The sequence below is a fragment of the Stenotrophomonas sp. 2694 genome (genome assembly GCF_040548715.1).
GTDB classification, from domain to species: Bacteria; Pseudomonadota; Gammaproteobacteria; order Xanthomonadales; family Xanthomonadaceae; genus Stenotrophomonas; species Stenotrophomonas indicatrix.
Window position 1 is genome coordinate 86,394 of record NZ_JBEPSG010000004.1, and the last position, 23,302, is coordinate 109,695.

Annotated in this window: 18 protein-coding genes; 9 read left to right on the forward strand and 9 right to left on the reverse strand. The window is 67.7% G+C overall.

All coding sequences use genetic code 11. From position 1 onward, the window contains the following. Positions 1–35: 35 nt before the first annotated feature. From ABIA73_RS06945 to ABIA73_RS06955, 3 genes are all read right to left on the reverse strand, one after another. Positions 36–2,861 carry a TonB-dependent receptor gene (locus ABIA73_RS06945; protein WP_025879291.1) on the reverse strand — a complete coding sequence of 942 codons (2,826 nt, stop codon included), beginning with the start codon at positions 2,859–2,861 and terminating at the stop codon, positions 36–38. Between the two features lie 216 nt (positions 2,862–3,077). Beyond that, positions 3,078–3,734, reverse strand: coding sequence for an energy transducer TonB (locus ABIA73_RS06950; RefSeq protein ID WP_105164456.1), 657 nt, complete (start codon positions 3,732–3,734; stop codon positions 3,078–3,080). Positions 3,735–3,953: 219 nt separating this feature from the next. Next, positions 3,954–4,691, reverse strand: coding sequence for an SIMPL domain-containing protein (locus ABIA73_RS06955; RefSeq protein ID WP_025879289.1), 738 nt, complete (start codon positions 4,689–4,691; stop codon positions 3,954–3,956). Positions 4,692–4,821: 130 nt separating this feature from the next. Between ABIA73_RS06955 and ABIA73_RS06960 the strand changes: the two genes are divergently transcribed. The 4 genes from ABIA73_RS06960 (at position 4,822) to tldD (ending at position 12,319) form a co-directional block, all read left to right on the forward strand. Continuing rightward, on the forward strand, positions 4,822–5,430 hold the full coding sequence (locus ABIA73_RS06960; protein ID WP_025879288.1) for a Maf family nucleotide pyrophosphatase: 609 nt from the start codon (positions 4,822–4,824) through the stop codon (positions 5,428–5,430). Then, positions 5,423–6,910 (forward strand): ribonuclease G, encoded by a 1,488-nt coding sequence (rng, locus tag ABIA73_RS06965; RefSeq protein WP_025879287.1) that lies wholly within the window; start codon positions 5,423–5,425, stop codon positions 6,908–6,910. Before ABIA73_RS06960 ends, rng begins: the two co-directional genes overlap by 8 nt. Positions 6,911–6,940: 30 nt before the next feature. Continuing rightward, positions 6,941–10,810 (forward strand): YhdP family protein, encoded by a 3,870-nt coding sequence (locus ABIA73_RS06970; protein WP_354275578.1) that lies wholly within the window; start codon positions 6,941–6,943, stop codon positions 10,808–10,810. Between the two features lie 63 nt (positions 10,811–10,873). Further along, a complete protein-coding gene (tldD, locus tag ABIA73_RS06975; protein WP_354275579.1) occupies positions 10,874–12,319 on the forward strand; it encodes a metalloprotease TldD in 1,446 nt (481 codons plus the stop codon). A gap of 41 nt (positions 12,320–12,360) precedes the next feature. Here tldD and yjgA read toward each other — a convergent pair whose 3' ends face one another. Continuing rightward, positions 12,361–12,951, reverse strand: coding sequence for a ribosome biogenesis factor YjgA (yjgA, locus tag ABIA73_RS06980; RefSeq protein ID WP_025879284.1), 591 nt, complete (start codon positions 12,949–12,951; stop codon positions 12,361–12,363). Between the two features lie 68 nt (positions 12,952–13,019). Here yjgA and pmbA point away from each other — a divergent pair, with 68 nt between their 5' ends. Continuing rightward, on the forward strand, positions 13,020–14,387 hold the full coding sequence (pmbA, locus tag ABIA73_RS06985) for a metalloprotease PmbA (RefSeq protein WP_025879283.1): 1,368 nt from the start codon (positions 13,020–13,022) through the stop codon (positions 14,385–14,387). Positions 14,388–14,475: 88 nt separating this feature from the next. Beyond that, complete coding sequence (locus tag ABIA73_RS06990; RefSeq protein WP_025879282.1) at positions 14,476–14,838, forward strand: DUF4870 domain-containing protein; 363 nt, start codon at positions 14,476–14,478, stop codon at positions 14,836–14,838. A gap of 123 nt (positions 14,839–14,961) precedes the next feature. On the opposite strand, the gene ABIA73_RS06995 is transcribed toward ABIA73_RS06990, so the two are convergent. From ABIA73_RS06995 to ABIA73_RS07015, 5 genes are all read right to left on the reverse strand, one after another. Continuing rightward, positions 14,962–15,840, reverse strand: coding sequence for a polyprenyl synthetase family protein (locus ABIA73_RS06995; protein WP_025879281.1), 879 nt, complete (start codon positions 15,838–15,840; stop codon positions 14,962–14,964). Beyond that, on the reverse strand, positions 15,830–16,090 hold the full coding sequence (locus ABIA73_RS07000) for an exodeoxyribonuclease VII small subunit (protein WP_222388629.1): 261 nt from the start codon (positions 16,088–16,090) through the stop codon (positions 15,830–15,832). The genes ABIA73_RS06995 and ABIA73_RS07000 overlap by 11 nt, the downstream gene beginning before the upstream one ends. A 36-nt stretch (positions 16,091–16,126) precedes the next feature. Further along, positions 16,127–17,413, reverse strand: coding sequence for a tRNA lysidine(34) synthetase TilS (gene tilS, locus ABIA73_RS07005; protein WP_354275580.1), 1,287 nt, complete (start codon positions 17,411–17,413; stop codon positions 16,127–16,129). 745 nt (positions 17,414–18,158) lie between these two features. Continuing rightward, positions 18,159–18,704 (reverse strand): WG repeat-containing protein, encoded by a 546-nt coding sequence (locus ABIA73_RS07010; RefSeq protein WP_025876062.1) that lies wholly within the window; start codon positions 18,702–18,704, stop codon positions 18,159–18,161. After that, the gene (locus ABIA73_RS07015) at positions 18,701–20,407 is read right to left on the reverse strand and encodes an alkaline phosphatase (protein ID WP_354275581.1); all 1,707 of its coding nucleotides are present in this window, start codon (positions 20,405–20,407) and stop codon (positions 18,701–18,703) included. Before ABIA73_RS07015 ends, ABIA73_RS07010 begins: the two co-directional genes overlap by 4 nt. Before the next feature lie 154 nt (positions 20,408–20,561). Here ABIA73_RS07015 and ABIA73_RS07020 point away from each other — a divergent pair, with 154 nt between their 5' ends. From ABIA73_RS07020 to ABIA73_RS07030, 3 genes are all read left to right on the forward strand, one after another. Next, positions 20,562–21,896 carry a dicarboxylate/amino acid:cation symporter gene (locus tag ABIA73_RS07020; protein ID WP_117310959.1) on the forward strand — a complete coding sequence of 445 codons (1,335 nt, stop codon included), beginning with the start codon at positions 20,562–20,564 and terminating at the stop codon, positions 21,894–21,896. A gap of 230 nt (positions 21,897–22,126) precedes the next feature. After that, complete coding sequence (locus ABIA73_RS07025) at positions 22,127–22,666, forward strand: FapA family amyloid fibril periplasmic chaperone (RefSeq protein WP_354275582.1); 540 nt, start codon at positions 22,127–22,129, stop codon at positions 22,664–22,666. An 8-nt stretch (positions 22,667–22,674) separates the two neighbouring features. Next, positions 22,675–23,277, forward strand: coding sequence for a FapB/FapC family functional amyloid domain-containing protein (locus ABIA73_RS07030; RefSeq protein ID WP_051501624.1), 603 nt, complete (start codon positions 22,675–22,677; stop codon positions 23,275–23,277). The last annotated feature ends 25 nt before the right edge of the window (positions 23,278–23,302 follow it).

Here is a 23,302-nt window from a genome sequence, read left to right on the forward strand (position 1 = left end):
GAGCCCGGGCCTTTGCGGGTGACGCTGCAGCAGGATTACTTGAAGGTGTACTTGGCGCCGACGGTGAAGTAGCGACCAATGGCACCGCTGAAGTGCAGCGGGTTGTAGTTCACGCCACCGTAGGTGGTCGGATCGAGCGGAGCGATGCGATCAAACACGTTGGCCACCGAGGCGTTCAGCTCGAAGGCTTCGGTGATGTTCCAGCGGCCGGACAGGTCGAAGGTGGTGAACGAGGAGATCTTGGTGACGTCGGTACCGTCGGCATAGGAGAACTGGTACGAGCCGTCCGGACCACGGAAGTCCTTGTTGTCCATCTTCGAGATGTAGTTGGCAACGCCGCTGACGCTCCAGTTGCCCTGCTTCCAGGTGGTGCCGAAGTTGATGCGGTCCTTCGGCGTGCCGATGCAGTTGGTCACGTCGCAGTTGCCGTGGGTACCGGCGTAGTCGACGGTGACGTCAGCGTCGGTGCGCTCGAACTTGAGCACGTGGCTCCACTGCAGGTCCATCTCCAGCTGGCCCGGACCGATGTCGAAGGTCTGGCGGATATCAGTGTCGATACCGCGCACGCGGGTGGAGGCCGCGTTGATGTACGCGGTGTTGACCGCCAGGATGCTGCCGGTGCCAGCAATGCCGTTGATCAGGTCGATGTCACGCAGCACGTTGCCGGCAGCGATGGCATCAGCGGTGGCGCCCTGGGCGATTTCGTTGGTGCGCTTGATCTGCCACGCATCGACGGTCAGCGAGGTGCTGGAGGTCGGCTGCAGCACGATGCCGACCGAGTAGCTCTTGGACTCTTCCGGCTTCAGGTCCTTGTTCGGACGGGTGATGATCGCCACCGGCCGCGAGCTGCAGTTGGTGCCGACATCGGCGGCCGGGCTGGCGGCGCAACGCACCGGATCACGGGCGTTGGAGAAGGCAGCCAGGCCACCGTCACCGTTCTCGGCCGGGTTCGGCGCGCGGAAGCCTTCGGCGTAGCTGGCGCGCAGGGCGATCCAGTCTGCCGGGGTCCACTTCACGCCCAGCTTCGGCGTGGCCTTGCCTTCACCGCTTTCGTACTTGTCGTAGCGCATGGCGGCCGACAGTTCCAACTGCTCCAGCACTGGCGCGGACAGCTCGACGTAGCCGGCATACACGTTCTGGGTGCCGTCATAGGCCGAATAGCCCAGGCCGATGATGTCACCCTGGTCGGTGTAGGTCTGCGGGGTCAGGCTGTTGCTGGTCTTGCGCCACTCGGTACCGAAGGCCAGGCCCAGCGGGCCGCCCTTCAGGTCCATCAGGCTGCGCGAGATGGTGAAGTCGAACATGTCCAGGCTGGACTTGGCGCGTGCGCTGATCTGCGGCGAGATGTAGTCGTACAGCGCCTGAGAGTTGAGGTTGGCGTTGTCGCCGATGCGCCACACGCCGCCGGCGCAGTTCGGGTTGCCCAACGCACACTGCACAGCGCTGTAACGCAGGAAGCCGGTGCGCTTGTTGGTCAGGTCGGTGCCCGAGTGCAGGTAGGCGGTGTCGTAGCTCCAGTCACCCCAGTTGCCCTTCACGCCCACCAGCAAGCGGTTGAACTCGTTGGTGTTGTTGGTCACGCGCGGACCGACATCCCATGCCGAATAGCGCAGGCGCGAGGCCTGGCCTTGGATCGGGTTGTCCGGGTGGGTCGGCGACAGCACCACAGCACCCGGACCGCTGCTGGCATTGCGCGGACCTTCCGGGTAGCCCCAGCTGCCGGACACGCCGGACGGGGTGTTGCTGAAGGTGGTTTCCTTCTTCGAGTAGCCGATCTCGGTGTAGACCTCGCCGCCTTCGCCGAAGGCGAAACTGGCACGGCCGAACACGTTGACGTACTTCTCTTCAGGGGTGAGGTCGCGGTACTGCTGGTTCGGATCCCACAGGCAGCCCTGGGCAGCCACTGAAGCGTCGGTCTGGCCACCGATGGTGGTCAGGCCCTGGCAACCCGGCAGCGGAACCAGCTGCGCGGAGGTGCCCGGCGGAACGCGGTCGTCGAACACCGAGCCGTTCGGACCGACACCGCCGCTGGTGCGGTTATTGAGGTAGGCGCCACCCAGGAACTGGGCATTGTTGCCATAGCCCCACGGACGGATGTCGCCGGTGCCGATCCACTTGCGGTTCTTGCGGTCGCTGATCTTGATCGCGTCGGTCTTGCCGACATCCAGGCTGAAGAACGCATTCCAGCCATCGGTGGCCAGATCGCCGGTACCGGCGGTCAGGGTGGCCTTTTTGGCATTGCCGTCGCCATCACCGGAGGTGCCGTAGGAGGCACGCAGGATGCCGCCCTGGAAGTCGCTGCGCAGGATGATGTTGACCACGCCGGCGATGGCATCGGAGCCATAGATCGCCGAGGCGCCATCCTTCAGCACTTCCACGCGCTCGACGGCGTCGAGGGGAATGGTGCTGAGGTCGGTGAATACCTTCTGGCCGTCATCGGCCAGGCCATAGGTCGCCATGCGGCGGCCGTTCAACAGCACCAGCGTGGAGCCGGCACCGAGGCCGCGCAGCGAAATGCCTGCGCCACCACCGGCGAAGCCGTTGCCGAAGGTCTTCGGGATCGAACCGGAACCGTCAGCGGTCAGGGTCTGCAGGTACTCGGCCACCGTGGTCTTGCCGGTGCGATCGATTTCCTGGCGGGTCACCACCTGCACCGGCGACGGTGTTTCGGTGTTGGTGCGCGGGATGTTCGAACCGGTGACGGTGATCCGGTCAAGGTTGGTGGCCTGTTCCTGCGCGAATGCAGAAGAGGAAGCCACGGCCCCGGCGAGCAGCAGGGCGCCGCCGGTAAGGATATGGGTGATGGACGTTGCCAGGTGGTTGCGGCGGCGGCTGGCGGGCCGTTGGATCGGGTGTTTCACAGCTTCTCTCCTGACTGGAAAACTCGAGCATTGCGGGCTGTCTCCGGTGTGTCCCGGGACGCGTCAATCTAGGTTTCCGGCAGGTGACGGAGGTGTGAAGTTTTACTAAATTCGTAACGGTTTTCCAACGAAGTTCAAATAACCGGGCAGCTTGGCCCTGTTCCGGCCCATTCACCGTTGTGACCGGCCCGGCGTGTGGCCGGGCCGGTCCGTGGCTCAGTCGGGCAAGGAGAACTGCACGGGCACCATGCCGATGGCGGGAACGGCCATGCCATCACGCTCGGCCGGCTCGAAACGCCAGTGGCGCAGCACCTGCTGGCGGGCGGCCTGGTCCAGGCTGCGCGAGCCGCTGCTGCGTTCGATGCTGACGTTCACCGGCTGGCCACTGGGGTCCACTTCCACCCGCAGCAGCACCGTGCCCTGTTCGTGATTGCGCAGGGCCTGGATCGGGTAGCTGGGCGGCGGGTTGCTGCGGTACTGCAGCTGGGCGCCGGCCAGCGGCGTGGACGGAGCAATGGTCGGCGCAGCCTGCACCGCGGTCGGCTCGGCCGCCGGCAGGATGATGCCCTGGGCCTCCTCGACGGTCGCGGTGGGCGTCGGCAGCGGTGCGGGCACCGGCGTGGCCTGCCGCTTGTGCACCACCTCCACCTTTTCAGGCTCGGTCGGCACCGGCAACGGCTCGATCGGCTTGGGCTCTTCCCTGGGAATGAACCGTACCGTGGTCTGATCGCGCGGCAGCGCGGTGATGGCCTGGTAGGTCGCCGGGATCAGCAACAACAGGAACGCGAGCAGATGCAGGGCGATGGCCGCACTCCAGGCGGCAACGCGGGCGGGATCGAAGTGCAGGGGTACTACGGGATACGTACGAACCATGGTCCACCTCCATGCCAGTGTCGAAGTCCTCAACGCACCAGGGCCGCCATCGGGGTTGCCGCACGCGGCTGGCAGTCAATCATTAGCGCGCCGCCTCCACCACTGCCTAGAGGCAGGGGCGGCAGCGTTGAGCTGGCCTTCATGTAACGCTGCCGGCACGACGGCGGTGGAAACGAAAACGGCGCCCCGCAGGGCGCCGTCGGTTGAACGGAAGGAGCCTCAGCGGCCCAGTTCGAACACCACGTCCAGGTTCACCGAGACGGTCGACTCGCCCGGGGCGACCGGGGTGGCCTTGTCCATTGCCATGCCGGCGGCCTGCGCACGCATCATCGGCATCGGGCGGAAACCGCCACCGGCGTTCTCGGAAATGCTGACAATGCGCCGCACCTGCAGGCCAAGCGACTTGGCATAGGTCTGGGCACGGGCCTGGGCCTTCTTCAGTGCCGCCAGGCGCGCTTCGTCATAGACCGGCTCGGGCTGGTCGATCTCGAACTGCGGGCCGTTGATCTGGTTGGCGCCCTGCGCGGCCAGCGCGTCCAGCACCTTGCCCAGCTTGGCGATGTCGCGGACCTTCAGGCTGACGGTGTTGCTGGCCTGGTAGCCGGTGATCTTCGGGGCTTCGTTGTCGGCATAGCGGTACTGCGGGTTGAGGCTGACGCCGCTGGTCTGCACGTCGCGCTCGGCGATGCCGGCGGCCTTGATCGCAGCCAGGACCTTGTCCATCTGCTGGGCGTTCTGGCGCATGGCGCTGTTGCCGTCGGCGGCCTGGGTGACCACGCCGGCCGACAGCGTGGCCACGTCCGGCACGCGGGTGGCTTCGGCGTTGGCCGAGATGTTCAGCAGGGTGCCTTCGGCCGCGGCGGCGATCGACGGCGACGACGGGTCGGCATGGGCGGTCATCGAAGCTCCAAGAGCGAGGGACAGGGCAAGCAGCAGCGGGGTGGCGGTGCGACGCATGGGATCTCCTTGTTGTGGCGGTGAGGGTGGTGTCGTAGCGATGAACGCGTTGTGAGTCCGTTCGGGGTTGCAGGCGCCGGGGAAGGATTGTCCGACGATTCAGGTACCGGCGTCAGGTTATGCTGTGTCGATGCTCTATCTTGCTTCCCGCTCCCCCCGACGCAACCAGCTGCTGGCCCGACTCGGACACCCTTTCCAGGCGTTGGACCTGGAGGTCGTCGAGCAGCGCGCGGCCTCTGAAAGTGCCCAGGACTATGTCTGCCGGGTCGCCGCCGACAAGGCGCGCGCCGGCCTGGCACGGGTGCTGGCCGATGACCCGCAGGCGCGGGTGCTGGGCTCGGATACCGAAGTGGTGCTCGATGGCGAAGTATTCGGCAAGCCGGCCAACGCGGCCGACGCGCGGGCGATGCTGGCACGGCTGGCCGGGCGCACCCATCAGGTGATGACCGCCGTGGTGGTGGTGGACGCGCGCGGGCTGGACAGCGAACTGGTTGTTTCCGAGGTCACCTTCGCCGCCATCGAGTCCGCCGACATCGCTGCCTACGTCGCCACCGGCGAGCCGCTGGACAAGGCGGGTGCCTATGCCATCCAGGGCGGTGCCGAGCGCTGGATCGAACACCTTTCCGGCAGCTACTCCGGTGTCATGGGGTTGCCGTTGCTGCATACCGATCGTCTGCTGGCACGCTGCGGCGTGCTGGCCCCAACTGCTGATGCCGCCAGGGAGGCTGCCGATGTCTGAGGAAATCCTGGTCAATGTGACCCCGCGCGAAACCCGGGTCGCGGTGATCGAGAACGGCATGCTGCAGGAACTGCACATCGAGCGCGGTTGGCGCCGGGGTGTGGTCGGCAACATCTACAAGGGCAAGGTACAACGGGTCATGCCGGGCATGCAGGCGGCATTCGTCGAAGTGGGCCTGGAGCGCGCCGCGTTCCTGCACGCCAACGACGTGGTGCGGCCGGCGCCGGTGGCCAGCGCAGATACCGAGAACACGACCCTGCCGCCGCCGTCCAGCGTGCCGATCGTGGAGCTGCTGCGCGACGGCCAGGACATCGTGGTGCAGGTGGTGAAGGATCCGATCGGGACCAAGGGCGCACGCCTGACCACCCAGATCAGCATTCCCTCCCGCTACATGGTGCTGCTGCCGCAGTCGAAGGTGGTGGGCGTGTCGGCGCGCATCGAGGACGAAGGCGAGCGCGCGCGGCTGAAGGCGCTGGTGACCGAACTGTCGGCCCAGCACGGCGGCTACGGCTACATCGTGCGCACCAATGCCGAAGGCCAGCCGGCCGAGGCGATCGCCGAAGACATCGCCTACCTGTCACGGGTGTGGAACGTGGTCGAGCGCCGCGGCCGCGAGGCGGCGTCGTGCAGCAACATCTATGAAGACCTGAGCCTGCCGCTGCGTTCGGTGCGCGACCTGATCCGCAAGGACGTGGACAAGGTGAAGGTGGACTCGAAGGAGACCTTCGCCCAGCTGCAGGCGTTCGTGGCCAAGTACATGCCGGTGCTGGCGGAGAAGATCGAGCTGTACAGCGGCGATCGTCCGATCTTCGACATGTTCGGGGTCGAGGACGAGATCGGCCGTGCGCTGGACAAGCAGGTACCGCTGAAATCCGGTGGCTACCTGGTGATCGACCAGACCGAGGCGATGACCACCATCGACGTCAACACCGGCTCGTTCCTCGGCCAGCGCAACCTGGAAGAGACGGTGTTCCGCACCAACCTGGAGGCCGCGCAGGCGGTGGCCAGGCAGCTGCGCCTGCGCAACCTGGGCGGCATCATCATCATCGACTTCATCGACATGGATGACGCCGAGCATCGCCGCCAGGTGCTGCGCACGCTGGAAAAGGCGCTGGCCCGTGACCATGCCAAGACCACGGTGTACGACTTCTCGCCGCTGGGCCTGGTGGAGATGACCCGCAAGCGCACGGTGGAAAGCCTGGAGCGCCAGCTGTCGGAAACCTGCCCGCAGTGCAGTGGCCGCGGCACCATCAAGACCACCGAAACGGTGACCTACGAGATCTTCCGCGAGATCACCCGCGCGGTGCGCCAGTTCGATGCCGCGCGCCTGCTGGTGATCGCGTCCAGCAAGGTGGTGGCGCGGATCACCGATGAGGAATCCACGGCCGTGGCCGAGCTGGAGGAGTTCCTCGGCAAGAGCATCCGCTTCCAGGCGGACGAGCAGTACCTGCAGGAGCAGTTCGATGTTGTTCTGCTCTGATCCAGGCCGACTGTCTGCCTTCGGTGGCCGATGAGCGCGCCGCCGCGCCTGCGACTGCGAAGGATCCGCCGTCATTTCATCGCCGCATGCGCGGTTGGCCTGGTCGGGCTTGCCCTGCTGGTCGGCACCCTCAGCCAGCTGTTGCCGCTGGCTGAGCGCCATCCGGACCGGATCGCGGCCTGGCTGAGCACGCGCGCCGGGCAACCGGTGCGCTTCGAACGCCTGGACACCGCCTGGACCCGACGTGGTCCACTGCTGCAGTTGAAGGGCCTGCGCATCGGCGCGGGCCAGGGCCTGGCCATCGGCGATGCCGAGGTGCTGGTGTCGATGTACAGCGGCCTGTTGCCGGGCCGCTCTCTGACCGAACTGCGCCTGCGCGGCCTGGCGCTGGACCTGCAGCAGGCCGCCGATGGCCGCTGGTCGGTGCGCGGCCTGCCGCAGTCCCGCGCTGGCGGCGATCCGTTGGATGCGTTGCGCCGGCTGGGCGAACTGCAGGTGATTGGTGGCCGCCTCGGCGTGCATGCGCCAGCACTGGGTGTCGACGCCACCCTGCCACGCATCGACCTGCGCCTGCGTGTGGATGGCGACCGCCTGCGGGTGGGCGTGCGTGCCTGGGCACAGACCGACGCGTTGCCGCTGACGGCGGTGCTGGACCTGGATCGCCAGCGCGGCAACGGCGAGGCCTGGGTAGGCGCCGATCCGATCGATTTCCGTGCCTGGGCGCCGTTGTTGGCGGCCGGCGGCATGCGCCTGCGCGAGGGCAAGGGCGAGCTCAACCTGTGGCTGACCCTGCGTGATTTCGCCCCGGTGGCGCTGACCACCGATTCGGACCTGCGTGATCTGCGTGTCGAAGGCGCGCCGATGCCTGGCGTGGCGCGCCCGGAAATTCAATTGCAACGGTTGCAGGCGCGCCTGCGTTGGCAGCGGACGGCAGAAGGCTGGGCGCTGCAGGTGCCGCGCCTGCGCCTGCAGGCCGATGGCAGCCAGCAGCAGCTGGACGGGTTGCAACTGAGGGTGGGCAAGCAGATGCAGGTGCAGGCCGCAGCAGCGCAGGCGGGTACCGCGTTGCGCGCGCTGGCGCTCAGCGACCGCCTGGACGCGGGCCTGCGGCATTGGCTGTACCTGGCCAAGCCGCAGCTGGACGTGGCGCAGCTGCAGTTGCGCGGCCAGCAGGATGGCCCGTTGTGGGTGCAGGGCGAACTGCAGTCGCTGGGCTTTGCCAGTGTTGGCAACTCGCCGGGCCTGCGCGGCCTGGGCGGCCGCTTCGAGGGCGATGCCAACGGCTTCAGCCTGCAGCTGCAACCCCAGCGCCAGCTGCAGTTCGATTGGCCGACCGGTTTCGGCGTGCGTCACGACCTGCACCTGGCCGGGCAGATCGTCGGTTGGCGTGACGAGGCCGGCGGCTGGCGCATCGGCACCCCGGCGATGCGTGTGGAAGGCACCGACTACGCTGCCGACGTGCGCGGTGGTCTCTGGTTCCAGGGCGATGGCACCCGGCCGTGGATGCAGCTGGCGGCCAAGCTGGACGACGTACCGATGACCGCGGCCAAGCGTTTCTGGATCCATTCCAGAATGAGCAAGGGCGCCACCGACTGGCTGGACATGGCCTTGGCCGGCGGCCAGGTGCGCAACGGCATCGGCCTGGTCAGTGGTGACCTGGACGACTGGCCGTTCGACAACAACGATGGCCGCTTCGAGGCCACCGGCCACATCAGCAACGGTGACATCCGCTTCCAGCACGATTGGCCGTTGATGGGCCAGGTCGATGCCGATGTCGCCTTCATCGGCCCTGGCTTCCACATGCAGGGGAGCGGCGATCTGGCCGGTGTGGCAGTACAGACGTTCGAAGCCGGCATCCAGGATTTCGGCCAGCAGCCACTGTACGTGCGCGCCGACAGCCAGGGCGACGCCGGCAAGCTGCTGGCGATGCTGCGGCAGAGCCCGCTGCACAAGGAATACGGCGACACCCTGGACAACCTCGCGGCAAGCGGGCCGGCCAACGTGCATTTCGACCTGTTGCAGCCCCTGCATCATGACCAGGGCGGCGGCCACCTGCAGGGCACGGTGGACCTGGCCGGGCTGAAACTGGTCGACAAGCGCTTCCAGCTGGAATTCGACAACATGCGCGGGCAGGCCCGCTACAGCAACGCCGGCTTCGCCGCCGAGGAACTGGCAGTGCGCCACCTCGGCCAGGACGGCCGGCTGAGCCTGCGCGCCGGTGGATTCGTGCGTGACCCCAAGCTGGCCTTCGAATCGGAACTGGCCGCCACGCTCGATGCGGGCGTGCTGATCGACCGCGCACCGGAAATGGCCTGGCTGAAGCCCTACATCAACGGCACCTCGCCGTGGACCATCGCGGTGAACCTGCCGAAGGTCGCGCCGGCTACACCAGCGCCGCCCAGCGAGCTGCGCCTGCGCTCGGATCTGCTGGGCACCCGCCTGGATCTGCCGGCACCGCTGCAGAAGCCGGCCAACGAACCGCTGCCGACCACCGTGGCCGCACAGCTGCCGATGGGTGCCGGCCGCATCGACGTGGCGTTCGGCCAGCGTCTGGCGCTGGCCGCGCGCAGCCACAACAACCAGACCGGCGTTCAGGTCACCCTGGGCAGCGACCACGTTGACCGCGAACCACCGCCCAGCGGGCTGACCATCAATGGCCGCAGCCCGACCCTGGATGCGCTGGAATGGATCGGCCTGGCCCGTGGCGCCGGTGGCGATGGCGACCCGATGCCGCTGCGCGCCGTGGACGTGCAGGTCGGCCAGCTGATGCTGATCGGCGGCGTGTTCGAGCAGACCCGCCTGCAGCTGCATCCTGGCCCGCAGGCGCTGGACGTGCGCCTTGATGGCCCCTCGCTGGCCGGCAAGTTGAATGTGCCCAACGCCGATGGCGGCACCATCAGCGGCCAGCTCGAGCGCGTGTACTGGCAATCGCTGCCGACCCTTCCCGGAGCCACGGCGGCACCGGCGCGGGTGCAGGCCGGTGCCGACGACATGGACCCGGCCAAGCTGCCGCCGTTCGCACTGGACATCGCCGACCTGAAGTTCGGCAAGGTCGTGCTGGGCCAGGCCGTGCTGCGTACGCGGCCGATCGCCAATGGCCTGAGCGTGGAACAACTGCAGTTCCGCGCCCCCAGCCAGGAGATCGACATCCGTGGCCGTTGGCTTGGCAAGGGTGGCGGTTCGCGAACTGCGCTTGATGCGCAGGTGCGCAGTGAAGACCTGGGCGGGTTGCTGCAGAACCTCGACTACGGCGGCCAGCTGCGCGGCGGCTCCGGCCACGCCCAGCTGCAGGCCTCATGGCCCGGCGGTCCGTCGGACTTCCAGCTTGGCAACCTGCAGGGCCAGCTCGATGTGAATGCCCGCAATGGCCAGCTGCTGGAGCTGGAGCCGGGTGCTGGCCGCGTGCTGGGCCTGCTCAGCGTCGCCCAGCTGCCGCGGCGGCTGATGTTCGACTTCCGCGACTTCTTCTCCAAGGGCTTCGCGTTCAACCAGGTCGAGGGCAGCGTGCAGTTCGGAGAGGGCATGGCCCGTACCGACAAGGTGTTGATCGAAGGGCCGGCAGCGAACATCACCATCCGTGGCCAGGCCGACCTGCGGAAACAGCAGTTCGACCAGACCATCGACGTCAACCCGCGCGCCGGCAACCTGCTGACCGTGGTCGGCGCGGTGGCCGGCGGCCCGGTGGGCGCAGCGCTGGGTGCAGCCACCAATGCGGTATTGTCCAAGCCATTGGGCGAGATCGGTGCCCGCACCTACAAGGTGACCGGCCCCTGGAAGGAGCCCAAGGTGGAGGTGATCGAGCGCAGCCGCGAACGTGCGCCAGTACCCGCACCGCCGCCGCGCCTGCCGCCGTTGCCGGCCGTGCCGCCGACCGTCACCGAACCACCGCCACCGCGCTGAGCGCGGCCCCCGTTTCCCCAGGGCGGCCTTGCCTGACCGCCTTCACACCCCCAGATCGAGACCATGACTGACAACGCCCTGACGCTTGCCCAAGATCGCCTGTTGCGCCCCGGTGGCCTGGATACCGCTGGCCTGGAGCGCACCTTCGGCCAACTGCTCGGCCCCGGTGTCGACTTCGGCGACCTGTACTTCCAGCATGCCCGGCGCGAAAGCTGGAGCGTGGAAGATGGCATCGTCAAGGACGGCGCCCATTCCATCGAGCAGGGCGTGGGCGTGCGCGCGATTGCCGGCGAGAAGACCGGCTTCGCCTATTCCGATGACATCCATGCCGGTGCATTGCTGACCGCAGCGCAGTCGGCACGTGCGATCTCGCGCGAAGGCGGCGCACAGACCGGGTGTTCGCTGCTGCGCGGCGATGCGCGCGTGCTGTATCCGGCGCTGGACCCGATCGACGGCATCGGCAACGAAGCCAAGGTCGAGGTGCTCAAGCGCCTGGACGGCTACCTGCGCGCGGCCGACCCGCGCGTGAAGCAGGTGATGGTCAGCCTGTCCGGTGGCGTCGATACCGTGCTGGTTGCCCGCACCGATGGTGTGCTGGGCGCCGACGTGCGCCCGCTGGTGCGGTTGAACGTGCAGGTGATCGTCGAGCAGAACGGCCGCCGTGAGTCGGGTTATGCCGGCGGCGGCGGTCGCTATGGCTATGAAGCGCTGTTTGCCGATGGCCGCCCGGAAGCCTTTGCGCGCGAGGCGCTGCGGCAGGCCCTGGTGAACCTGGAAGCGGTGCCGGCGCCGGCCGGGGTGATGCCGGTGGTGCTGGGCCCGGGCTGGCCGGGCGTACTGCTGCACGAGGCGGTCGGCCATGGCCTGGAAGGTGACTTCAACCGCAAGGGCACCAGTGTCTACGCCGGCAGGATCGGCGAGCGCGTGGCTGCCCCGGGCGTGACCATCGTCGACGACGGCACCCTGGACGGACGCCGTGGTTCACTCAACATCGACGACGAAGGCCACCCGACCCAGTGCACCACGCTGATCGAGGACGGCATCCTGGTCGGCTACATGCAGGACAGCCTCAACGCGCGGCTGATGGGCGTGGCGCCGACCGGCAACGGCCGTCGCGAATCGTTCGCGCACATGACCATGCCACGCATGACCAACACCTACATGCGCGCCGGCCAGCATGACCCGCAGGAAATGATCCGTTCGGTGAAGAAGGGCCTGTACGCGGTCAATTTCGGCGGCGGCCAGGTCGACATCACCAGCGGCAAGTACGTGTTCTCGGCCACCGAGGCCTACCTGATCGAGGACGGCCGGATCACCGCTCCAGTGAAGGGCGCGACCCTGATCGGCAATGGCCCGGAAACCATGCAGAAGGTGCGCATGGTCGGCAACGACCTGGCTCTGGACGAGGGCGTGGGCATCTGTGGCAAGGACGGGCAGAGTGTGCCGGTCGGTGTCGGCCAGCCGTCGCTGCTGATCGAGGGCATCACCGTCGGCGGTACCCAGGCCTGAGCACGGCGATGGCCACAGCCACCGCCATGCCCGACGGGGACTCAGTCCTCGTCGGCGTCGTCGACCGGTTCGTCTGCCTCGACGTCCTCAGCGGACGCCTTCAGGCCGAGCGCGGCCGGCAGCATCAGCGCGCGCAGCACCTGGAAGATCTCGCGGTAGGCGCGCGGCGGCTTGTTCTTGGCCTTTTCGGCCTGGGCGTTGCGCACCAGCGTGCGCAACTGCTGGCGGTCGGCCTGCGGATGGTCATCCAGCAGCGCGGCCAGCGCCTTGTCGCCTTCATTCATGAGGCGTTCGCGCCAGTCTTCGACACGGTGCATCATCGCCACTTCGCGGCGCCCGGTTTCGCTGTTGGCATCCAGCGCATCGCGGATCGCGTCCAGCGCGGCATCGTCCTCGCGGCGCATGTGCTTGGCCAGGAACGCCAGCTGCCGCTTGTGCGCGATATGGGCGGTGATGCGCTTGCACTCGGCGATGTGCGGCAGCAGGTCCTCCGGGATCGGCAGGCGCGCCAGCTGGGCCGGGGTCAGCGACACCAGCTTCTCGCCCAGGGCCAGGACGTCCAGCGCATCGCGCCGGTTCTGGCTGCGGCTCTTGTCGTGGAATTCACCGGTTTCTTCGTCGCGTCCGCGCATCGTCCATACCTGATTTCAAAAAAAGTCGCCCGGCGTGATGCCGGGCCCAACCCGCACAGGATAAAGCATTGAACGTGATCGCCCCTGAAGTCGCCGTCGGCGACGACAGCCCGGCCCGGCTGGAACGGCTGGCCGACATCTCCCAGCAGCTGCTGCAGCGTGCCCGCGCGCTGGGTGCCAGCCAGGCCGAGGTCAGCTGCAGCGAAGACCGTGGGTTGGAGGTCAATGTCCGTCTCGGCGAGGTCGAGACCGTGCAGTCCACCCGTGACCGCGGCATTGCCGTGACCGTCTACTTCGGCCAGCGCAAGGGCAGTGCCAGCACCGCCGACCTGCATGAGGCCAGCCTGCTGGCCACCGTCGAGCAGGCCTGCGCGATCGCCCGCCATACCGAGGACGATCCAGCCGCCGGCCTGGCGGAGGCCGACCTGATGGCCCGCGACTTCCCCGAACTGGATGGCTGGCACCCCTGGGAGCTGCAGGCCGACGAGGCGGTGGACCTGGCGCTGGCCTGCGAGGCGGCGGGCCGCCAAGCCGATGCGCAGATCCGCAATTCCGATGGCGCCTCGGTATCGAGCATGCAGAGCGTGTCGGTCTACGCCAATTCGCATGGGTTCATCGGCCGCGAGCGCGGAACCCATCATTCGATCGGCTGTGCGCTGATCGCCGGCACCGGCGATGGCATGCAGCGCGACGGCTGGTACACCGGCGCACTGGCCCGCGAGGATCTGGAAGATCCGGCAAGCGTCGGTCGCCGCGCCGCAGAGCGCACGATCGCCCGCCTGCAGCCGCGTTCGCTGCCGACCGGCAGCATGCCGGTGCTGTACGCGCCGGAAGTGGCGCGCAGCCTGGTGGGTCACCTGCTGTCGGCAGTCTCCGGCGGCGCGCTGTACCGCCAGGCGAGCTTCCTGCTGGACAGCGTCGACCAGCAGCTGTTCCCCGACTGGATGCAGATCGAGGAGCTGCCGCACCTGCGCCGTGGCCTGCGCTCGGCCGCCTTCGACGGCGACGGCGTGGCCACCCGTGCCTCGGCCCTGGTGCGTGACGGCGTGCTGCAGCGTTACGTGCTGGGCAGCTATTCGGCGCGCAAGCTGGGCCTGCAGACCACCGCCAATGCCGGCGGCGTGCACAACCTGCAGCTGGCGGCCAATGCCGGTTCGCTGCAGGACATCGCCGCGCAGATGGGCAACGGCCTGCTGGTGACCGAGCTGATGGGGCAGGGGGTGAACGGGGTGACCGGGGACTACTCGCGCGGCGCTGGCGGCTTCCGCGTGGAGAACGGCCAGATCCAGTATCCGGTGGATGGCATCACCATCGCCGGCAACCTGCGGGACATGTTCATGGCCATCGAGGCGGTCGGCAGCGATGTCGATCCGCGCTCGCATATCCGCACCGGCTCGATCCTGGTGGGACGGATGACGATCGCCGGCAATGATTGATGCCATTGATGGCGTAAGCTAGGCCCGCCTGACGCGACCGGCTTGCCGCCGGTCGGTCAAGACCACCCAATAAAAAAGGAGTTTTGTCGTGAGCGAATTCGAGAACGTCCCGGCGGCGAGCAGCGTACCCGCTGACCAGCGCACCATGGCCCTGGTGGCGCACCTGCTGGGCATCTTCACCGGTTTCATTGGTGCCCTGGTCATCTGGCTGATCAACAAGGATGACGCCAGCAAGGCCTTCGTCACCGACCAGGCCAAGGAAGCGCTGAACTTCCAGATCACCGTCGCCATCGCGATGTTCGTCTGCATCATCCTGACCTTCGTGGTCATCGGTGTGTTCCTGGCGCCGATCGTCGGCCTGCTCAGCCTGGTCTTCAGCATCATCGCTGCGGTGAAGGCGAACAATGGCGAAGCCTACCGTTACCCGTTCGCACTGCGCCTGATCAAGTAAGCGGCAACGATCAACGACGTAAAAAGAAACGCCCGGCAATGCCGGGCGTTTCCGTGTATGGCGCGTAGGGTAGCGCCGGGCCATGCCCGGCGAACGCGCAGCGCGGCAGATCCATGCCTGCAATCAGTGATCGCGTTCCACGGCCAGCGTGGCCAGCGCGCGCAGCGCATCGGCTTCTTCGTGATAGCCCGCCAGTGCCTGCTGCATGCGCGCGGAAAGTTCGCGCAGCTGCGCCTTGGCACCGTCCATGCCGAGCAGGGCAGGGAAGGTGCTCTTGTCCTGGGCCTGGTCCTTGCCGGCGGTCTTGCCCAGCTGTTCGGAACTGGCTTCGACATCGAGGATGTCATCGCGGACCTGGAAGGCCAGGCCGAGCGCATCGGCGAAACCATCGAGCTGGGCCAGCACGGGTTCGGGTGCATCACCGCACAACGCGCCCATGCGCACCGCAGCGCGGATCAGCGCACCGGTCTTCAGCGCATGCATGCGGGTGAGGGCTGCCAGCGACTGCTGCTGGCCGGTGGCATCGATGTCCAGCGCCTGGCCGCCGCACATGCCGGCCGCGCCGGAGGCATGGGCCAGGGTCTGCAGGCACGCCACGCGCAATGCCGCCGGCAGCGGTGCATCGGCCAGCAGGCCGAACGCACGGGTCTGCAGGGCGTCGCCGGCGAGGATCGCGGTGGCTTCGTCGAAGGCGATGTGGGTGGTGGGCTTGCCACGGCGCAGGGCATCGTCGTCCATCGCCGGCAGGTCGTCGTGCACCAGCGAGTAGGCGTGGATCAGTTCCACCGCCATCGCCGCGGCATCAAGCCTGTCCAGGGGCGCGCCGAACACCTGGCCGGCGGCATAGACCAGCAAGGGGCGCATGCGCTTGCCGCCACCGAGCACGGAATGGCGCATCGCCTGGTGCAGGCGTTGCGGGGCTTCGGCCGGTGAGGGCAGGGCGGCGTCGAGCTGGCTTTCGATACGGTCGCGCCAGCGCGCGAACAACGCCTCAGCCGTCATGGCTGGGCGGATCGAAGGGTTCGGCGGTTTCGGGCTGGGCCGGATCGCTGAGCAGGCGCACGCGCAGTTCGGCCTGCTCCAGCGCCTGCTGGCACTGGCGGTACAGACCAACACCACGTTCGTAAGCACTGAGCGAGGCTTCCAGGCTCAACTCGCCGGTTTCCATCTGCTCCACCAGCTGTTCCAGCGATTCGAGCGACTGCTCGAACTGGGCGACCGGGGAGGCGTTTTCGGGGGACTTCTTGACCATGCGACAAGTGTGGACGGCGCGCGCGCAAGGGTCAATTCACCAGCCGCCCGGATGCCACTGCAACTGCGCATTGCGTGCCTGCAGCCAGGCCTGCAGCGGTGCGGCAGTGACTACATCGGCGGCCGCCAGCAGCTGCCCCTGGTCGAACAGCAGGGGCAGCTGTGCGCGTCGCCAGGGCGCCAGATGCTCGCGCTGCAGGCAATCCTTCAACGCGGATGAATGCGTACGGCCGGGCAGCACGATGCGCTCGCCGCCCTGGCGGGCACGCAGGTCCAGCGGGTGTTCGAAGCGGTCCGTGCCGAGCAGGCGCAGCTGGCCGCCGTCGGGCAGCTGCAGCGGTGCACGGCCGTCCCAGGCCGCGTGCCAGTCCTTCGGCAGGACCGGCAGCGCTGCCGGCAGCAGGTAGGCGTGCTGGCGCCACTGGCGGATGGCGTGCTGCTGCCAACGCACCTGCGACTGCCGATCGGCGCCTGCGGCCATCAATTCGTTCTGTACTTGCCGCAGCACATGCGCCGGCAACGGGGCTGCGCCATGGCGGCGCACCCACGCACGCAGCACGCGCGCAGCACGCTCCGGTGCAACCTGGCGCAGCAGCTCCAGCGACAGCACCCGGGGTGCCACTTCCAGGTGAGCGAGCAGTTCGGCGTCTTCTTCATCGAGCAATGCACGGGTCTGCGCGCAATGCGCGGCGCTGCCGGCCAATGCGGCAGTGGCATGCGGCCAGCGCTGGCGCAGCAGTGGCAGTACCCGCAGGCGCAGGAAATTGCGGTCGGCGTGGTCTTCGCCGTTGCTGGGGTCTTCGATCCACTGCAGGCCGTGTGTCGCCGCGTAAGCCTGCAGCGCGCTGCGCGGCACATCGAGCAGTGGCCGCCACAGCCGATGGCCATCGAGGCGGCTGTCAGCGGTCATCGCCGCCAGCCCATCGATGCCCGAACCGCGCAACGCACGCAGCAGGAAGGTCTCGGCCTGGTCGTCCTGGTGCTGGGCCAGCGCCAGGGTTTCCCCGGCCTGCAGTTCGGCGCTGAATGCAGCGCGACGTGCCAGCCGGGCGGCCCCTTCGATGCCATGGCCGTCATCACGGCTGACCTGCACGTGGTGCACGGCCAGTTCGATGCCCAGCACCGCGCATTGCTGCTGGCAGTGCCGCACCCAGTCATCGGCAACCGGTTGCAGGCCATGGTGTACGTGCGTCGCGCGCAGCGGCGTGCCTGCGGCCTGTGCCGATCGCCACAGCCAGTGCAGCAGCACGGTCGAGTCCAGGCCGCCGCTGTAGCCGACCAGCAGCGGTGCATCAAGCGGAACGAGGGCGGGGAAGGCGGTCACGGCGGCAAGTATAGGGTGGGTGGGTGAGTCGGCAGGGCTGCGCCCTGCACCCGCCGAAGCGGTAGTGCCGGCCGCTGGCCGGCAACCTGAGCAGCAACAGCAACAGCAACAGCAACAGCCGAAGCAAAAGCCGGCATTCCGTGGGATGGCGGGGTGGGTCCGGTTGCGGGGGACGCTGCAAGTCCCCCGCCGGGGCCCGGCCCAGCCGCTGGCGGCTGTGCGTTCGGGCGCTTGCGAAGCAGTGCTTCGCAAGCAAAGCGCCCTCACCCCTGTAAGCTCGGTCGCGCCTTGCTCGAGTGCGCAGTCCTGCGCACACGGCAAGACCGGGGTTGGGCGTCCTGCCCAACCCGCCCGAGGCATGCCTCGGGCCCATGGCGCTTACGCCCCCGCAACCGGACCCACCCCGCCTTCGACAGATCTCCGCGATCTGTTGGAATGGCTCTTGGGGTCAGATCCGTTTTCCGTAGGAAAACGGATCTGACCCCAGATTGATTTCGATATCTGAAAGAGATTCATCCACGCATGGCGTGGATCTACTGGCCACCGGCCAACTGTCAGAGGTGGGGCGGTGTCGGATTGCGGGGTGTCAGCCGCATGGATGCGGCTGCCAAACCTACAAGGACGTACTTGCGGCGTCCCCGCAATCCGACACCGCCCCGCCATCCCACGGAATGCCGCTTTGGCTGTTGCTTCGGCCGTTGCCGTTGTTCGGCAGGTGCAGGGCGCCGCCCTGCCGATAAACCCCTTACTTCAGCCGACGACCGGAACGATCGATGCGGAACCACTCGCCGCCTTCCATCGGCGTATGCCCGTCGCCATCGGGCGTGCCGCGGCGGCAGCCGTTGCAGACCTCGGCCACGCCATCCTGGAACGGCCAGGCAAAATCGAACGTGGCCGCAATCACCTGCTCGAAGGCAGCGTTGAAATAACCCACGCGATCGCCGATGCGGCCGCGGAACAGGCCTTCCTGCAGGGGGTCTGCGCCGTTGTCCCAGGCGATCACCGCCTGGCTGCGGCCGCGACGGTCGACGTAGTGGAAACCATCGGCGGTCTGTACCAGCGCCAGGCCATCGCCGTCGTAGGGGAGATCCTGCAGGGTCTCCGCGCTGATCTGCGGCTTGTCATCGACGACCTCGCAGCCGGGCAGCATCCACAACCCGTGCTCTTCGGTCATGACCTTGCAGGCCGGGCCCTGCGCCGACGCCCAGGGGCTGGCCAGCACGCCCAGCAGGGCCAGCCAGCGCGCACGGCGGAGGCTGCCCAGCGCAGAGCGTGCCGGCCGCGCCATCACTTGGCCTCGGCCTTGCGTTCGAAGGTGGCCGGTGCCGGCAGTTCCACCGGTACGCCCTTGTCGTCGCAGGTGCCGGCCTGGCACAGGCGATCGCGCAGGGCCGGGGTGGCCTGCACGATCATGTGGTAGATCGCGTTCTGCTCCAGGGTGCCGCGGATCGCCTTGCTGCCCGGGCCGCGTGCCCAGATGCCGACGTCCTCGCCACCATGCGATTCGGACTTCATCGGTACCAGCGCTTCCTGCATGTAGTCGGGATGCTCGGTATCGACGTCGTGCAGGTTCGGGCGGCCGTTGGCCGGCTCGAAGCTGCTGGGGTTGTGCGGGTAACGCTTCGGACCGGCCGGTTGCTGGTTGCTGGTGCCGGTATGGCCGGGGCCGTTGGCGTAGCTCAGAGTGTTGTACGGCTGGCCGTTGCCATCCAGCGCGTAGTCGAGCTTGCCGGCACCATCTTCGCCACCCTTGTCCTTCACCTTGCCCAGGATCGGATTGCCGCGGGCCGGGTAGCCGACGAAATTCAGGGTGTGCGAATGATCGGCAGTGACGATGATCAGGGTGTCATCGGCCGAGGTCAGCTCGTTGGCCACGCGCACGGCATCGGACAGGGCCACGGTTTCGGTCAGCGCACGGTAGGCGTTGCCGCTGTGGTTGGCGTGGTCGATGCGCGCGCCTTCGATCATCAGCACGTAGCCTTCCTGATGGCGCGACAGGTTCTTGATCGCCGCAGCGGTCAGCTCGGCCAGGCTCGGCTCACCGGCCGGGTCCTGCGGACGTTCGTATTCGTAGCGCATGTGGTCGGGCTCGAACAGGCCGAGGATCGCCGGAGCGTTGGCGGCGGCCTGCAGCTGCTTGCTGTTCCAGACGTAGGCGCCCTGCGGGTGCGCCTGCTGCCATTCCTGCACCAGGCTGCGGCCGTCCAGGCGCTGGCCGACCTTGTCGTCGTACTCGGGGTCGCGCTCTTCCACGGTGGTGAACTCACCGCGACCACCGCCCAGGGCGACCAGCGGGCCGCGGCCGTAACGCGAGGTCGACAGCAGCTGCTGGGCGATGTCCTTGCAGCCGGCGGCCTTGGCCGCCTCGGTCAGGTCGGTGTCGTTTTCCCAGTTGCGCTCAGGCGAGTGCGCATAGGTCGCGGCCGGCGTGGCGTGGGTCAGGCGCGCGGTGGAGACAACGCCAGTGGCCAGGCCGGCGCTGTCGGCCAGCTGCAGCCAGGTCAGCAGGCCCTTGGACAGGCTGTCGGCGCAGTCGGTGCGGCTGCCGGCACTGACGCCGATCGCACCCATGTGGGTCTTCACGCCGGTGGTGATGGCGGTCATGGTGCCGGCCGAATCCGGGGTCTGCGAGTCGGTGTTGTAGGTCTTGCTGAACGCGGTGGCGGGGAAGCGTTCCCACGACAGCAGGTTCTCTTCGCCCGAGCTGCCCTTCTGCTGGCCTTCGTAGATGCGCGAGGCGGCCACGGTGGTCAGGCTCATGCCGTCACCGAGGAACAGGATGACGTTTTTGGCCTTGCCAGCCATCGCGCCGTTCGCCGCTGCCTGCGCAGCGCCGCTGCGGTACCACCACTGCGGGGTTTCACCGGCCGGGTGGGCGACGGGGGCAACGGTGACCTTCAGGCCGGCCGGGGCGGACGCGGGAGCGGTGCTGGCGCAGGCGCCGAGCAGCAGGGTCGTGGCGCAGGCGGCCAACAGGGAGACGGAACGGCGCATGGACGCGGGGATCTCACAAAGTGTAACGGGACGTTCATTATGCCCGGCCTCGCAAGGCACGCCGATGACACACTGATTTGCCATGCGGGCGGTCGTTCTGCGGGCCGCCTTGGGCTATCGTGCCAGCATCCCTTCCTACCCCCTTGGATTGCCTATGAAGCTGGTCTCTGCCTGGCTGCGGATTCCATTCTGGCAGCGCGTGGTCGGTGGCTTCGTGCTCGGTGCGCTGGCCGGCTGGGCGCTTGGCCCGGCTGCTGAAACCTGGTTCGGCCCGCTCGGCGAGCTGTACGTCACGCTGATCAAGATGATCGCGGTGCCGCTGGTGTTCTTCGCGGTCATCAACGCGATCTCTTCACTGCACGGCCAGAAATCGGTCGCCGCGCTCAGCGGGCGCACCTTCCTGTGGTTCGTGATCACTGCCGCGCTGGCGGTATGCGTGGGCCTGGGCGTGGGTACGGTGCTGCAGCCCGGCGCCGGTGGCCTGCAGCTGTCGATGGCCAGCAACTATGTGCCGCGCGAAGTGCCCAGCGTGGTGCAGGTGCTGCTGGATGTGGTGCCATCCAACGTGTTCTACGCGCTGTCCGGTATCGGCACCAAGGTCAACGCCGCCGGCGAGACCGTGCTGGCCGCGGGCCGTGGTTCGATCCTGCCGGTGATCTTCTTCGCTGGCCTGGTCGGCTTTGCCATCGTCAAGCTTGGCGAGAAGGTGACCGAGGCGCGCAAGCTGGTCGGGCAGATGAGCGACATCATGATCCAGGTGACCCGCTTCGTGCTGGAAGTCACCCCGATCGGCACCTTCGGCCTGATTGCCGGCCTGGTCGGCAGCTACGGCTTCGAGAAGCTGCTGCCGCTGGGCCACTTCGTGCTGGCGCTGTACGTGGCCTGCGCGCTGCATATCGTGGTGGTGTACAGCGCGCTGCTGCTGGCGCATGGCCTGAACCCGCTGAAGTTCTTCCGTGGCGCGGCGCCGGGCATGCAGGTGGCCTTCGTCAGTTCCTCCAGCTTCGCGGCGATGCCGGTCGCGCTGCGCTCGATCACCCACAACCTGGGCGTGAACAAGGACTACGGTTCGTTCGCGGTGCCGCTGGGCGCGAGCATCAAGATGGACGGCTGCGGTGCGATCTATCCGGCGCTGTGCGCGGTGTTCATCGCCCAGTACAGCGGTGTGCCGCTGACGCCGGAGCAGTACGTGGTGGTGCTGATTGCTTCGGTGCTGGGCAGCTTCGGTACCGCCGGCGTGCCGGGTACGGCGGTGATCATGGCAACGGTGGTGCTGAGCGCGGCCAACCTGCCGCTGGAAACCATCGGTTACCTGTATGCGATCGACCGCATCCTGGACATGATGCGCACGATGACCAACGTGACCGGACAGATGCTGGTGCCGGTGCTGGTGGCCAAGGAAACCGGCCTGCTCGACCAGTCGGTGTACGACAACCCGTCCACCAACGTCGGCATCGATGATCCCGACCCGAGTCCGCCGCGCGCCTGAAGCGGCACTGCAACGCGCTGTATCAGTACCTGTAACACTACTGATACAGCCCCGATGGCGCCTTGCGCAGTGGTGTTTCCTGCGCGTTAAGGCGAACGGAATCCGAACGAAGTTGTAACACTGTGGCGTCACGCCGCCGCGGTGTTACCCGTCAAACCCCCGCTGCGACGGACTTCCGGTGTTGGCACGAAAGCTGCTCTCTCCCTGCGCATATGCAACGGGAGAGCGGCATGGACGGCAGCACCACCCTTTTCACTGTTTCTGGCCGGCGGCTTGCGCTGCTGCTGATGCTGGCCATTCCGCTGGCGGCTGCGGCCTCGGGTGCCCGTCAAGGGGTGAAGGCGCAGCCGGGTGAGATCGTCCTGCTGCGCGACGTGTCTACGCGCCCGGCCTACCGCATGGCGCCGCCCGGCGTGGCATTGATCGCCGATCCGAAACCGCAGCATGAGATCGCCGCCGCACTCGGCAGCAGCGGCGCTGCCAGCGGCATGGATGAACTCAGCGATGACGACTACGCCGGCCTCGGCGCTGGCCAGACCGGCAGCGTGCACGCGCACGGCGTCACCACTGTCGAGCGGGTGACGCAGCAGGCCCTGGGCGGAACCCTTGGACGCTCGGGCGAGGGGATGATGAGCGGCAGCAGCCTCAGCGGTGCGATGAGCGGCCCGCTGGGGGCGGTCGGCAATACCACGCGCGGCATCGGCGATACCGTGCGTGGCGCACTGTCGCAGTTCCCGTTGGGCGCTCCGGCGCAGGCGGGTGGCAAGTGAAGCGCGCAATGCTGCTGGCGGCCTGGCTGGCATTGCCCGCCACAGCACTGGCCGACGACTACAGCGGGATGCTGGCCTACCTCGACGTGACCCGCATCGACGGTCGCGCGCTGGCCGGTGCCAGTGGTGCCATCGCCATCAACCAGGCGGCGGGCGATCTCAACATCCAGGCCAATCTGCATGGTATGGCCAGCGGCGACCGCGCCGACGTGGCCATCGCTGCGCGCCAGCAGCACAGCAACGACGTCGTGCTTTCGGCACCACTGGAAGCCAGCGCGCACATCGCCGGACAGGCCTTGGCAGGCGCCAGCGGCATTGCATCGATCAACCAGGCCAGCGGCATCGCCAACACGACGCTCAACGTCGTCAGCGCGACGCTGGCCCGGCAAGGAATACGCGAGTCCGATGACACGGCGTTGGCCGCCTCGGACATCGCGTCAGCAGGGGGGCAGGGCGATACCGGTGACGGTGTTGCGGCGGGTATCCGCAGTGTCGGCGTTTCGTCGACGGCACTGCGGGGCTTCGACGGTGTCCTGCAACTCAATCAGATCGCGGGAGCGCGAAACGATACGGCCAATGTTCTGGGCCTGGTCGTGCAGGGCAACCCGTGAGTACCACCCACCCGAACCAATCACC